The following is a 13,618-nucleotide window of genomic DNA, read 5'->3' as shown; positions in this document are numbered from 1 at the left end:
CTGACTCTAAGGAAACCGTCAATCATGGTCGCAGAAGCTGGCGATAACTACCAAAATCTGACAAATCGCTCTCTCAACGACAACCTTGATGTTGAATCTTTCAAAACAGCCACTTCCATCTGTATACGCACAATTGCTGGCACACGCGATCTTGAAATCGTTTTTAGCCATAACAGACCATCACTGAATGGAAATCGCGCTTGTTTACCAGAATTGCCACAACATGCAACAGATGCAGATATTGCTGTCACACGCGGATTAGGAGATTCCATAGCGTTACGAAAAGCGTGGCATAATAGCTATATTCACGCCCAATTCTCCCCAACAGAACCTGAAGCACGTGCCATTTTTGACGCTCTTGAGCAAACACGTGTTGAGGCAATTGGCACTTTAGCAATGGAAGGGATCGCATATAATCTTGATAGAATGCTCGCTGATAAATACAAAAAAGCCCATTATCAAATGATCAGCAGCCAAAGTGAAGCGCCTATCCAGGAAGCGATCGCACTTCTATTACGCGAAAAAATAACAGCACGTCCTCCTCCACCAGAAGCCGGATCGGTACTGGAGCTATGGCGTCAAGAAATCGAGCAAAAAGCCGCTTCAGAACTGTACGAACTCACACACCATATTCATAACCAAGATGCTTTCGCGCGTATTGTACGCCAGATGCTTTTTGCACTAAAGATGGCGGTCAAACTGGAAGATAATTCCGATAATACCAACAACAAAAAATCAAAAAACAGTGATGATATCAAAAATCAAGAAAACGAAGGGAGCGTGAACAAAAAGCATCTCCAAAGTGATGAAAAAAAAATAACTGAACAAAAAAGCGATACACAAGACAAAGGAAAAGCTCGAGCCACCCAATCAAGTGATGATGCTAAAGGTGAGGCAGAACAAGAAAATCTTTGCCAGAAAACAATACATAAATCAAAACCCCCTTTCCATACTTTGCAACAAATGGAGAGGCTTACTGATTACACAATTTTTACCAATCAATTTGATGAAGTTGTGGAAGCAACAGATTTATGTTCTGAAGGCGAATTGAATCGCTTACGTCATTGTCTTGATCAACAATTAAATCATCTTCAAACTATTGTCGGACGTTTAGCAAATCATCTGCAGCGCCGCCTCATGGCACAACAAAATCGCGCTTGGAATTTTGATCTTGAGGAAGGATATCTCGATACAGCACGGCTTTCACGTCTCATTATAGATCCGATGCAATCTCTTTCATTCAAAATGGAATGCGATACACAATTTCGTGATACAGTTGTATCATTACTTATTGATAATTCAGGTTCAATGCGAGGACGGCCGATTACTGTTGCTGCGAGCTGTGCTGATATTTTGGCACAAACACTTGAACGTTGTGGTGTTAAAGTTGAAATTTTGGGCTTTACCACCAAAGCTTGGAAAGGTGGACAAACGCGCAAAGAGTGGATCAATCAAAACAAGCCCGACCATCCAGGACGTCTCAACGATTTGCGCCATATTATCTATAAAAGCGCTGATACACCATGGCGTCGTGCGCGGCGCAATTTAGGTTTGATGATGCAGGAAGGATTGCTGAAAGAAAATATTGATGGTGAAGCACTTATTTGGGCACATCAGCGTCTTTTATTACGACACGAATATCGCCGCATTCTGATGGTTATTTCTGATGGCGCACCCGTTGATGATTCAACACTTTCCGTTAATTCTGGCAATTATCTTGAAAAGCACTTGCGTGCTGTTATTCAAGAAATTCAAGCATATTCACCTATAGAATTAATTGCCATTGGAATTGGTCATGATGTTACACGCTATTATCAACGCGCCGTAACAATTGCAAATGCTGAAGAACTAGCTTGCGCCATCACAAAGCAATTGGCGGCACTCTTTAGTGATAAAAAAGTGCATCCCCTAAGAGCACATGCTTAATCAGCATGTATTCAACATTGAAACATTCGCCATATTAAAATGGCTACATAAAACACACCTTTAAAAGACTATCATTCTACAAACACATTATGAAATTCCACCAACTGCAATAATGGTCAACGATAATGCCATCATTTATACAAGATAAAATCATTATCTTTTCAGTTGTCTTGATAAAGAGTACGCACTAAAACTGCGCAACATCGTACCATAAGGCACAAGCATAATCAGACTCATAACAATTTTTACCATAAAATCGCCAAAAGCGAGTGAAAGCCAAACCGGTATCGTCATTCCCCAAAACATTGTGTTTTCCAGAATAGAACTATCGGAACAACCTGTCATCTGATCGATAAAAGCAAAATGGTAAGAAAAGGCAAGTGCAAAAAACAAAATTGTATCCAAAGCTGATCCAACCAACGCAGCAGCTAAAGGCGCCTTCCACCATGTTTTACGCCGTAAAGGCGTGAAAACAATAATATCAAGCAATTGTCCAAATAAAAACGCCGCACTAGATGCAATCGCCAACCGCGGTGTCGCCAATACCCACGATACAAAACAACCCGTTAAAAAACCAGCATAAACAACACACCGCGCAGCGGCTGGACCATAAAAACGATTAGTAAGGTCATTAATAAGAAAAGCAACCGGATAAGTAAAAGCCCCATAGGTCAATATCTCATTCAAATTAAACCAATGGACAGGATACTGAACCAGAATATTGGAAATAGTCACTGCAACACACATCGCAAAGCTAGAAAAAATAATATATTTTTTCTTTTTCTGCGCGCGCAAAAATCTAAATGTTGATAACATTTTTCTAACCAGAGAATGAAAGTGGAATCAATAAAATACTGTGATCAAACACTGAGGCCACAACATACCATACTCTAAAACAAAAGCAAGTAATCTGACTTTGTTCTGAATTGAAGACATGAAATCTTTATTCAAAGATTTCCTTAATGATCTCTATCTTCCTTAACGAAGTGACATTGAAAGGAAATACATCTGCTGCGATAGTTTTTTATCACAAGCACTTTCTAAAAAATGGATCAAAATAATTGTGACACTCAATCGAACGCAAAACGCTCATCAAAATACACAAACGGCAACATTTCTAAAGCATCTCTAAAGTCAATGTCACATTGCAAAGATTGAAGCAAAAATTGAACAAAACGATACCATGTTTGCCGTTTGCATAGATTAATATTCCTGCCACATTAAATGGCTTAGTCTACTCATGCACAAGTACGATGCTACCAAAGACCTGCACATTAAGAAATTTTACGAAAATAAACCGGGTAAAGTCGTTGTAAAAAAATGATCAACAGATGCAAACCATTTACATAAAATACCCCACGATCTCTTAAAAAGATCTAAAGAATCCATATAAACTCTCCAAAATTAAAGTAAAAAAGAACTTCGGAAGAAACCGAAGCGATTAATCCACTTCTTCAGCTTTGTTTTTAACGTCTGTCATATCAACAAACGCGCATACCACAACACCCCCTCATAAGTCTTAAAAAAAGCTATCAAAACCGACACCCTGCTCAACCCAACACAGAGCATTTGCTGCACCATGCAAATAGAAACATCGCTGAAGTACCCTCCCCAAATCAGTACTACAAAATAAACATCAAAAAATCAACTTTAAATTGTATATTTTCATATAAAACACAATTAAATTGTAAATATTGACGAAAAACAACAATGCATTCACCATTCGCCCCAGAAACATTACGGCTACATTGGATATCTTAGTCTGTCATTGTGCAGAACAGTATGGTCAAAGACTCGTACATTAAAAAATTTTATGAAAAATTGGATAAAGTTGCGATAAAGAATACACGAAATGATTCGCCCTACTTACGCTCACCTTACCTACATAAAATGCTCTATGCATACAGTAGAACTGTAAAAAGAAACCTTTAATACTCTCAAAGTTAAAAGAAAAAACAAATTTCAGAATGAATCAAATCAATTAAACTGCCGATTCGGCCTTTTTAACGAAGGAGCATTTAACAAACACAAACCTTGCGAGAGTTTCCTATCGTCAGTATTTCTTTAAAAGCTATCCAAACAACTGCAATATTCAATTAAACGCAAACCACCCACCTAAGCCTGTAAACGTCAAATTTTCTCAACTACCGAGAAAACCAATCTTACAAAATCAATTGATATCGCAAAAATCTGAAATAAGACAACATACCAGCATCGGCATAATCTCATATCACGCTCATGTGAGAGAGATCATCCTCACTCTGCAGATTCAAGTTTGCACTTTAAAATCTTTATTAAAAATATATGAAGTTGTGCTCTCACATACGAAGAAAATCATGAGATAGAATACGACAACACACTCTCTCAAAACCTACATTTAAATCCAAACCTGCATACGCATCTTATAAAATATGATAACTCTCTACCAACTAAGAAAAAAACACATTTTAATAGACAAAAACAATCAGATAACTTGCTCAGCTTTTTTTTTCATAACCTGATGTTTTAATAAACGCGCACGCTGTGATAATGTCTTATCATCAGCTTTCAGCAAAAAGCTATCAAGACCACCCCGGTGTTCAACCGAACGCAAAGCATTTGCTGAAACACGCAAACGATAACTTTGTTCTAATACTTCTGACATCAATGTTACATTGCAAAGATTTGGTAAAAAACGACGGCGTGTTTTATTGTTGGCATGGCTAACATTGTTGCCATATTGAACCGTTTTTCCTGTCAATTCGCAGGCACGAGACATAAACTTCACCCTTAAACTCTAAGAAACCTTAAATCTCAACACCAGCAAAACAGAATGTATGCACAACACATACAAATATCGCCTTAAACGGGTGTTTCTTTACCCTAAACGGGTGCTTCTAAAAAGCCTTATCTTTGTAAGTTGTTGGCTACAAAAAGTCAAGCCTTTATATAAATCTTCCTCGTTGCTTTATTCAGTCCGTTCTATCATCTTTTTCCACAAAATTGTACAAAACGCTTTTTTTTATTGCTCGACATGTTTAAAGAATTCTTATCATGAATAAAATGAATGACTCCTCAACAAAACGCTCAAGCAAACACATTAATTTTTTTTCCATTTTATTTGGTATTGTATGTGTGTTCTTTTTTCTTGTCTTCAGTGCCCTAGGAATTTGGCAAGTGCAACGACTAAACTGGAAAACAAACCTTATAGCCAATGCTCATCAGCGTATTCATCTCTCTCCTGTCGACGCACCACCCCAAACTCAGTGGGCGTATGTTACCTTTGATAAAGATGAATATCGACCTATCACCATCACAGGAAAACTTCTTACAAACAAAAATATTTTTGTCACTGCTGTAGCCCAAAATACCACAGGCTATTGGGTTTTAACTCCTTTACAAACAGCCGACAACGCTCTCACTTTTGTAAATCGTGGTTTTATTCCCATGGATGCACGTCATCACTTCCAGAAAGAAAATACACCACCTCAAACCGACCTATTGGATCATCAGCCTGATACAGACATGAAGCAAACTACAATTGTCGGTCTTTTACGCATGAGTGAAAAAAACGGCTTTTTTCCACGCAAAAACAATCCCGACAAAAATCTATGGTATACACGACAACTCCCCGCCATGGCACAAAAACTCGGTCTTTCTACGGTTGCGCCTTATTTTATTGATGCTAACAAACCAACGAACCCACAATCCAACTTACCCATTGCCGGTCTGACCGTTGTACAATTTCCAAACAACCACCTCACCTATGCCATCACATGGTTTATCTTAGCTGCTGGCATCCTAGCTGCCTCTCTTTTTCTATTGCTCCATAAAGCCGAAAAAGACACATAACAGATGCAAGTTCCTTATTAGACAGACTTTACAAATATTCTTACTCTAAGCAACAACCGCCTCTCTCCAAAAAGCATTATGACATTCTTGCTCTAAAAATCTCACATGTCTTACCTTTTTTCTCAAAAAAACGACACGCAATAGACCCACAAGCAGATATAAAAGTCCTCAAAGGGAATATAAAACACCCCTCATCGTTCTGGCCTAATGTTATAATCGAAACAAAAAATAGAAAACCGCCTGTTCACAGGAAAAACAAGCGGATTTTCCACAATAAAGCACTCATCTGAGCATCAATTCAAAGTCTTAGATGATTCACGCGCCGAATGCCACGCAATCAAATTAATATCACCACGATTAATACCAAGATCACTGAGTTCATGCGCTGAAAGACTCTTCAATGCATCAACCGTCCGACGATAACGACGCCAACGATTATAAGAACGTAGAATATGCATTTCTCTCACCTCTGTTAAATCCTTATCGTAAGATATAGAACAAATTATCAAAATGAGATATGCTATAATTGCATAACTGGCGTGCATTCATAACAAAGAAGCACGTTAAAATTGTTCTCATTTGGATGATCGATCACAATAAAGAAAGCGGCACATCAAATTAATGGCGAAAATGCCGTACACCTGTGAAAACCATTGCCAGACCATGCGCATTAGCCGCCTCAATGACTTCCTGATCGCGCATAGATCCTCCTGGTTGGATAACTGCTGTCGCACCGGCTTCAGCAGCTGCCAACAAACCATCTGCAAAAGGAAAAAACGCATCAGATGCAACCACTGATCCTTTAGTCAGAGGCTCTGTTATCCCTGCTCTTTGTGCCCCTTCTTCAGCTTTACGCGCTGCAATTTTAGCTGAATCGATTCGGCTTGTTTGACCAGCACCAATACCAACTGTTGCGTTGTTTTTTGCATAAACAATAGCATTTGATTTAACATGTTTAACCACACGAAAAGCAAATTGAAGATCACGCATTTCATCCTGGCTTGGTGCACGCTTTGTGACCACTTGCAATTTAAGATCATCAATAACAGCATTATCACGCGACTGAACCAATAGCCCTCCAGAAAGCGTTTTGGCAATCAATCCATCGCAACGTGGATCAGGCAGGCCACCCGTTATCAATAAACGAAGATTTTTTTTCTGAGTAATGATTTCGCGCGCAGCCATTGTCGCATCAGGAGCGATAATCACTTCCGTAAACAGTTTTACGATCTCTCTCGCACACTCTTCATCAAGGGGTTGATTTAAAGCAATAATCCCACCAAATGCCGACACATTATCACACATAAGGGCTTTCAAATAAGCCTCTTTTAAACTCTTCCCTTCCGCAACGCCGCAAGGATTAGCATGTTTAATAATAGCAACAGCAGCAGTCCTCTGAGGATCAAACTCTGCCACAAGCTCAAACGCCGCATCTGTATCATTCATATTATTATAAGAAAGCGCTTTTCCTTGCAAAAGTGTTGCTGTTGCAACTCCAAAACGTTTATCACGCGAGCGATAAAATGCAGCCTGTTGATGCGGATTTTCCCCATAACGCATCACACTTTCAAGATGACCAGAAAAACTCTGCCAAGACGGTGTTTCAATTTTTAAATCTCGCGTGAACCAAGCAGCTATCGCCGCATCATAAGCGGCTGTACGCTCATAAGCCCGTGCAGCTAATTGACGCCGTAATGAAAAGCTTAAACACCCATCCTGTTTTTTTAATTCAGCCAAAACCAAATCATAATCACAAACTGCTGTCACAACACCAGTATAAGCGTGATTCTTAGCCGCTGCGCGAATCATCGCTGGTCCACCAACATCAATATTTTCAAGAATGGTTTGCGAATCCGCCCCTGACTGCACAGTTTCTTCAAAAGGGTAAAGATTAACAACAAGAAGATCAATGCCACTTATGCTGTTTTCTTCCATTGCCGCAACATGACTTGGATCATTTCTCACTCCTAATAAAGCGCCATGAACCAAGGGATGAAGTGTTTTAACACGTCCATCCATTATTTCCGGAAACCCTGTAACTTCAGAAACATCTTTTACCGGCAAACCAGCATCCATTAGCGCTTTAGATGTTCCTCCCGTTGAAATCAATTCAACGCCATAAACGTGAAGTGCTCGCGCAAACTCTACCAAACCAGTTTTATCAGAAACAGAAAGCAGAGCACGACGAACGTAACAAAGATCAGGTATGGGATTTTTTTTTGCAGTAACAGCCATAACAGAAATCCTAAAAATAACGGCAACCATTTAAGAAAAGCTATATTATAATAACCATAATATAAACTTCTGTCACAGCATATTGCAAGAATACAACGCTTTTCTTCAACACGCGGATACGCATACTATCTTCATCCACCTCATAAAGAAGCGAATTACGACTTCAATTCATGGCGGGTAAAACGCCAACGGACTTTTTCCTGTACTGCAGGACGGAAGTACAAAACAATCTGTTGCGTACGCTGTGAACCTGTTAATCCAGCAAAATCAATCGAGTCTTCAAGACAAATATCAACATCAGGCGATATAAAATGCCACATCTGTTCTCCTACAATCAAACGTACAGAATTGCCATTATGACTAACCTCAACTTGCGGATGAATATGAAACCGAACAGCAACATCGTTGTTTTCATTTTGACTCATTTTATACTTCTTCAACGAACCACTACGCGGCATAAAAAAACGATCAAACCCTTCAATGGTATCCCCATTTGTCGTTAAAACCAGACCACGCTCGTGAAAGAGATTAAAAAGCCGCACATAACCATTATGACGTGCAATAAAGCCAATATTTTCTGAACCTTCTATACGTTGCACTTGAACCTCTGTCGGTCCTTCCAGTAAAAGAGAAGAAGCTCTGTTCCTCTTTTTACGAAAAATACCCACCGAACAATCATTCACTGTTGCCGTTGAATGCGCAGCTGTAACACGTCCAAAATGCTGATATTCCTTACTTCCATAAGAATTAACACCTGCATTGATAATAAAACGGTTACCCTGCGAAGACATTTCAAATGATAAGCACCCCGAACATGCATGCTCTGCAGCAGAACGTGTTGGGAACTTTCCTGTATCAGCAAGCACTGTCGTTTGATTGGCATGCAAACGCTGAAAACCCGAATAACGTGCGTGGCTAAAAGGGTGCCCCACTGTTTCATCTAAATCTAAAACAGCCGATAAACACGCTGGCATAATAGATCCGACCCCATTAAAATGAGCTAATGTTTTATCTTCATGCATAAAAAACCGCAAAGCAGGCAACATACGCTCAACGGAATCAATTAAAATGCGTGGCGCTGTTTCATTGATGTGCATATAGAGCTGACGCAAAGATAATAAATCCGATAATAAACTGAGCAAAATAACAGGACTACGCGAAATATGGCCTCCATCGACAAGAATTTGACGCGAAAGCTCCCCTACGAGATATGTTTGCGCCTTTTTCTTCATCGAAGCCGAAACTGGCAAAGCTAAAGATGCGAATGTTAAAGAAATCGCTGCCAATAAACGCCGATCATTATTTTCCATACTGCGAATCGCTATGCGCAAATAACGAAATTGGAAACCAATCGAGCGTAGAAAGCGCTTTTCAAATCGTTCACTTGCACCATCCAACAACATTTGCGAATGACAAATCCATGAAATCAAACGCCGAGCCACAACAGCTCCACTCCAAGGAACTCCCTTGACTCTTTTGCCATTATGATCAAGCCAATCTTCCAACAAAGAGCGCGCATGCGCGGCAACCAATTCACTACGTGCCGCTGTCATATGCCGCAACCAATGAAAATCATGAAGCGCTGTTTCCCATTCCAACGTTGGAGGCGTTAATGAAAAAGGCGAAGCAGAACCAGAATGAACAATACGACCAGAAAAAGCAAAACGACCATGATAAAATTCACGCGCCATCGTAGGATCAGCGCAACACAAATCAAGAGGATGCGCTAAAATCTTTTGCGGACGAAAACCCGAAAATCGCCAACTAAACAACGGCCCTACCCACAAACGCTTCAAGAATTGATGCATCGTATATGCAACAGCCGATGTTTTTATCTGAGAGCCTATCACTGCAATCGCCACGATCATATCTCCGTACATGTTTTCTCAAACATACCTTCGACTATTTTAATGAAAGAAGCGTTAACTAGGCTACTTTTCGAAAACGTGCCACAAAAAAACCATCCATTCCAGATGGTACTCTTTCCCCAACATCAAAATTTTGACCACAACAGTCCGCAGGCGTTGTGCGCAAGGTGCCATCAGAGGATAGCAAATGCGCCATAGCACCCATTTCCTCTGCCACAATAGGTTCTAAAACAATATCATTGCGTGTTGACAAAATTTTCTTAACAAGATCTTCCCCTTCTTCTCTTGCCAATGAACAATTGGAAAAGACAAGACGTCCATCTTTTTTGACTAAGGCAATTGCAGCGACAAGCAAATCATATTGCAACGCCGCTAATTTAACGACATCATTCATCGACTTTGTCCACAAAATATCGGGATGACGGCGTATTGTTCCAGTAGAAGAACAAGGCGCATCAAGAAGAATCGCATCAAAAAGTTGATGTGGCTCAAAATCTCTCACATCACCAACCCAATAACGCACTGAGAAATGAAGCCGATTCATATTTTCGCTTAAACGCTTTAACCGATTAGCAGAAAGATCAATTGCTGTCACATGCGCCTTTTGCAAAGCCAATTGTGCTGTTTTTCCACCGGGGCAAGCGCAAAGATCTGCCACCTGTTTACCCTGAATATCTCCCAGTAAACAAGCCGGCAATGCTGCTGCCACATCTTGAATCCACCACTCCCCTTCTGCATATCCTGGCAAATCAACAACAGAACAGCCCAAAGCACTCAGCCGCACAGAACCATTGGGTAACACAACTCCCCCAAGCCGCTGTGCCCACCCAACACTATCGGATTTCACAGTCAAATCAAGCGGTGGCGTTGTGCCTTGAATTGCGAGAATTTGACGCGCCCTCTCTGCTCCATATGTAGACACCAAAAGCTGACCAAACCAAGCTGGAACATCTTCAATGGTCGGTGTTTTCACGCGCAATAACACCGCCTCACGCGCTATCTTGCGTAAAATAGCATTCACCAATCCTGAAAAACGGCACAAACGTGGATCAAGTTTTGCCGCACGCACGGCCAAATCAATCGCCGCATGATCGGGAACATCAAGATAAAGAATTTGTGCCGCACTAATATGTAAAAGATGCTGAAGTGAAAATGCTTGCGATGGCAAAGATCGTGTTAAAAACCGAGATAAAGTCGCCGTAATCTGCCCCCGATGGCGCAGTGCTGCCCCTAAAATCGCACGGCATAATAAACGATCTCGATGCGAAAGTTCTAAGTAATGTGGATGTCCATGCTCATTATCTGTCAAGCCAGAAAGAGAAGTACGCTTATCAAGCACCGCACCCAAAAGACGAATACACACTCGGCGTACACGCAACCCAGGAACACTCTCTTCAGAAACATATCCCAATTTTTTACTTTTCAAAATAACGCCTTTATCATTTTGCCTCTTTTAGGCCTTTATGATTGAGACCCTTTTGATCTTTTATGACGAAGCCAAGCGGGGCGATTTGTTACCCGGCGAAGAATATTTTTTTCTTGATCACTGAATGCGTTGTTCTTAGCACTTAATTTCAGATCTTGATAGTCTAAGCTCCCATTTTTCTCAAAAATTCTACTCTCCGCATCCCACTTTATGCCCTGAGCCAATGATCCGCTCATTTCTTCCGCCTGCCGATAAAGAGCTGCAATACGATTTGCGGTCGCTGGATGCGTAGAAAAAAGACTATCAGCTCCCTCACCACGCAAAGGATTAATAATAAACATATGAGCTGTTGCTGGATTATGCTCTGCCTCTTCATTATACACGGCATGTCCACCGCCTGCAATCTTACTTAAAGCCGAAGCCAACCATAAGGGATTGCCGCATATTTCAGCTCCCCGCCGATCTGCGGCATATTCGCGCGTGCGACTAATAGCCATTTGCACAAGCATAGCAGCAAAAGGCGCCACAAACAGGGCAATAACTCCTCCAATCATCCCAGAACCCTGAGACTGATCTGAAGAATTGCGTGATCTTCCCATAAACAAAGCAAAATTACCAAGCATTGAAATTGCCCCTGCAATTGTTGCAGTAAGAGTCATGGTCAACGTATCATGATGTTCAATATGCGCCAACTCATGAGCCATTACACCAGAAATTTCCTCTGTACTCAACTGTTGCAATAGCCCTGTACTCGCCGCAACAGCTGCATTCTGCGGATTGCGCCCCGTCGCAAAAGCATTCGGTTGAGCATTATCAATGATATAAACTTTCGGCTGTGGAAGGGAAGCTTTTTGAGCCAATTCACTCACAATCTTATAATAAACGGGCGACGAATGCTGATCAACCTCACGCGCACCATACATTCTCAAAACAATTTTATCGGAATTCCAATAAGAAAAAAAGTTTAAGCCACCTGCCATTAAAAGCGCAATAACCATACCATTGCCTCCTCCAACGAGGTAACCAACTCCCATAAAAAGAGCGGTCAAAAAAGCTACAAGTATTGCTGTGCGCATGATATTCATTGTCTAAAACTCCATGATAAAATATCATTATTTCTATATGATGGGGTTTTCTTTCTCCTTATTCAATGGAGTATAGATGTAAAATGGATGAGAATATAGGTATAAAATGGATAAAAAAGGCAAAGAAATCAGAAAGTCAATTATTGATGCGTATGCTCCTACACAGCAGAAACATCTCCCCCCAGAAGCACAACGCGCCCTAAAAGAAGCTGCAGAAAGACGCAAAAGCGAAACAAATGACCCCCCCCCCATAGAAAACGGTGGTCGCGGCGGCAAAGACCCTGCACGCTATGGAGACTGGGAACTAAAAGGCCGGGCTATTGATTTTTAAAAAACGCAAAATTAAGAATCCAAACCGCTTTTAAAAATAAGCACATTGCAGCCAAAAAAGGTAAGCACAACACCGATACAGGTCTGCATCACAACCGTAAAAGAGAAATCAGCAGCTTTCACACAAAAATGGAGATGACCGCTGATTATGCATAAGCTCTTAATGCACACTTTGTTGTTACATGTCAATATTACATGTAACTTATTATGCTTCTTGTGATGCAGCTTCTTCGGCAGCTTGTTTTGCTGCAGCCATACGCTCTTGCGCCTTCTTGCCAGGCTCACCTTTGCGTGGATTATTGCGTGCTGGACGCTTTTTCAAACCAGCAGCGTCCAAAAACCGCAAAACGCGATCTGTCGGTTGAGCGCCCTGACCAAGCCAATATTGGATACGTTCTTCCTTAAGTTTCACACGTGGTCCATCTTTAGGCAACATTGGATCCCATGCACCAACACGCTCAAGAAAACGACCATCGCGCGGACTACGGGCATCCGCAACAACAATATGGTAGTAAGGACGCTTTTTTGAACCACCACGGGATAAACGAATTTTCAATGCCATATTTTTCTCCTATTATCAGCTTTAGTTTTCGTCTAAACTAATTCACTGCGTTTTTTGCTTGTCAGCAATTGCTTCATGACGACGAATGACTTCTTTAATGATGATTTTCAAAAACTGTTCTGCAAAATCGGGATCAAGATGGCTATCTATGGCTAATTGTCGCAAACGCACAGTCTGAATTTGTTCGCGCATAGGATCTATCATAGGCAAATCATAACGCGCTTTTAAAACGCCGATCGCCTGCGTACAACGAAAACGCTCTGCTAAAATACACACCAATGCCGCATCCAAATTATCAATGGATGCTCGTAAACGCACCAACTCATCTTGAATCGTTTTCTGCATAAGGCCTGCT

At 41.0% G+C, this 13,618-nt stretch carries 12 protein-coding genes; 3 read left to right on the top strand and 9 right to left on the bottom strand.

The features are described 5' to 3' along the window. Nucleotides 1–24 precede the first annotated feature (24 nt). Nucleotides 25–1,926 carry a cobaltochelatase subunit CobT gene (gene cobT / locus NPX98_RS01590; RefSeq protein ID WP_269022221.1) on the top strand — a complete coding sequence of 634 codons (1,902 nt, stop codon included), beginning with the start codon at nucleotides 25–27 and terminating at the stop codon, nucleotides 1,924–1,926. Between the two features lie 153 nt (nucleotides 1,927–2,079). Here cobT and NPX98_RS01585 read toward each other — a convergent pair whose 3' ends face one another. Next, the gene (locus NPX98_RS01585) at nucleotides 2,080–2,742 is read right to left on the bottom strand and encodes a VUT family protein (protein ID WP_269022220.1); all 663 of its coding nucleotides are present in this window, start codon (nucleotides 2,740–2,742) and stop codon (nucleotides 2,080–2,082) included. Between the two features lie 1,648 nt (nucleotides 2,743–4,390). Then, the gene (gene rpmB, locus NPX98_RS01580) at nucleotides 4,391–4,684 is read right to left on the bottom strand and encodes a 50S ribosomal protein L28 (protein WP_269022219.1); all 294 of its coding nucleotides are present in this window, start codon (nucleotides 4,682–4,684) and stop codon (nucleotides 4,391–4,393) included. A 275-nt stretch (nucleotides 4,685–4,959) separates the two neighbouring features. Between rpmB and NPX98_RS01575 the strand changes: the two genes are divergently transcribed. Continuing rightward, on the top strand, nucleotides 4,960–5,757 hold the full coding sequence (locus NPX98_RS01575; protein WP_269022218.1) for an SURF1 family protein: 798 nt from the start codon (nucleotides 4,960–4,962) through the stop codon (nucleotides 5,755–5,757). Between the two features lie 293 nt (nucleotides 5,758–6,050). On the opposite strand, the gene NPX98_RS01570 is transcribed toward NPX98_RS01575, so the two are convergent. The 5 genes from NPX98_RS01570 to htpX form a co-directional block, all read right to left on the bottom strand. Next, entirely contained in the window at nucleotides 6,051–6,215 is a 165-nt protein-coding gene (locus tag NPX98_RS01570; RefSeq protein ID WP_269022434.1) for a DUF1127 domain-containing protein, read from the bottom strand. A 160-nt stretch (nucleotides 6,216–6,375) separates the two neighbouring features. Then, nucleotides 6,376–7,992, bottom strand: a complete 1,617-nt coding sequence (purH, locus tag NPX98_RS01565; protein WP_269022217.1) for a bifunctional phosphoribosylaminoimidazolecarboxamide formyltransferase/IMP cyclohydrolase — start codon at nucleotides 7,990–7,992, stop codon at nucleotides 6,376–6,378. A 155-nt stretch (nucleotides 7,993–8,147) separates the two neighbouring features. Then, a complete protein-coding gene (locus NPX98_RS01560; protein ID WP_269022433.1) occupies nucleotides 8,148–9,854 on the bottom strand; it encodes a heparinase II/III family protein in 1,707 nt (568 codons plus the stop codon). A gap of 64 nt (nucleotides 9,855–9,918) precedes the next feature. Beyond that, on the bottom strand, nucleotides 9,919–11,286 hold the full coding sequence (locus NPX98_RS01555; protein WP_269022216.1) for an RsmB/NOP family class I SAM-dependent RNA methyltransferase: 1,368 nt from the start codon (nucleotides 11,284–11,286) through the stop codon (nucleotides 9,919–9,921). A 35-nt stretch (nucleotides 11,287–11,321) separates the two neighbouring features. Beyond that, nucleotides 11,322–12,371, bottom strand: coding sequence for a zinc metalloprotease HtpX (htpX, locus tag NPX98_RS01550; RefSeq protein WP_269022215.1), 1,050 nt, complete (start codon nucleotides 12,369–12,371; stop codon nucleotides 11,322–11,324). A gap of 106 nt (nucleotides 12,372–12,477) precedes the next feature. Here htpX and NPX98_RS01545 point away from each other — a divergent pair, with 106 nt between their 5' ends. Beyond that, the gene (locus NPX98_RS01545; RefSeq protein ID WP_269022214.1) at nucleotides 12,478–12,702 is read left to right on the top strand and encodes a DUF1674 domain-containing protein; all 225 of its coding nucleotides are present in this window, start codon (nucleotides 12,478–12,480) and stop codon (nucleotides 12,700–12,702) included. A gap of 204 nt (nucleotides 12,703–12,906) precedes the next feature. Here NPX98_RS01545 and rpsP read toward each other — a convergent pair whose 3' ends face one another. Next, the gene (gene rpsP, locus NPX98_RS01540; RefSeq protein WP_269022213.1) at nucleotides 12,907–13,263 is read right to left on the bottom strand and encodes a 30S ribosomal protein S16; all 357 of its coding nucleotides are present in this window, start codon (nucleotides 13,261–13,263) and stop codon (nucleotides 12,907–12,909) included. Between the two features lie 42 nt (nucleotides 13,264–13,305). Continuing rightward, a complete protein-coding gene (locus NPX98_RS01535) occupies nucleotides 13,306–13,608 on the bottom strand; it encodes a chorismate mutase (protein ID WP_269022212.1) in 303 nt (100 codons plus the stop codon). Between the last annotated feature and the right edge of the window lie 10 nt (nucleotides 13,609–13,618).

This window comes from Bartonella sp. A05, from assembly GCF_026930145.1.
Classification (GTDB): domain Bacteria; phylum Pseudomonadota; class Alphaproteobacteria; order Rhizobiales; family Rhizobiaceae; genus Bartonella.
Note: the sequence above shows the minus strand (reverse complement) of the source record. Positions and strands in the feature narration are given on the sequence as shown.

What these genes read in the sequence shown, in the direction of transcription:
- cobT (WP_269022221.1), top strand. Translation starts at nt 25, where the DNA reads ATGGTCGCAGAAGCTGGCGATAACTACCAAAATCTGACAAATCGCTCT.
- NPX98_RS01585 (WP_269022220.1), bottom strand. Translation starts at nt 2,742, where the DNA reads ATGTTATCAACATTTAGATTTTTGCGCGCGCAGAAAAAGAAAAAATAT.
- rpmB (WP_269022219.1), bottom strand. Translation starts at nt 4,684, where the DNA reads ATGTCTCGTGCCTGCGAATTGACAGGAAAAACGGTTCAATATGGCAAC.
- NPX98_RS01575 (WP_269022218.1), top strand. Translation starts at nt 4,960, where the DNA reads ATGAATAAAATGAATGACTCCTCAACAAAACGCTCAAGCAAACACATT.
- NPX98_RS01570 (WP_269022434.1), bottom strand. Translation starts at nt 6,215, where the DNA reads ATGCATATTCTACGTTCTTATAATCGTTGGCGTCGTTATCGTCGGACG.
- purH (WP_269022217.1), bottom strand. Translation starts at nt 7,992, where the DNA reads ATGGCTGTTACTGCAAAAAAAAATCCCATACCTGATCTTTGTTACGTT.
- htpX (WP_269022215.1), bottom strand. Translation starts at nt 12,371, where the DNA reads ATGAATATCATGCGCACAGCAATACTTGTAGCTTTTTTGACCGCTCTT.
- NPX98_RS01545 (WP_269022214.1), top strand. Translation starts at nt 12,478, where the DNA reads ATGGATAAAAAAGGCAAAGAAATCAGAAAGTCAATTATTGATGCGTAT.
- rpsP (WP_269022213.1), bottom strand. Translation starts at nt 13,263, where the DNA reads ATGGCATTGAAAATTCGTTTATCCCGTGGTGGTTCAAAAAAGCGTCCT.
- NPX98_RS01535 (WP_269022212.1), bottom strand. Translation starts at nt 13,608, where the DNA reads ATGCAGAAAACGATTCAAGATGAGTTGGTGCGTTTACGAGCATCCATT.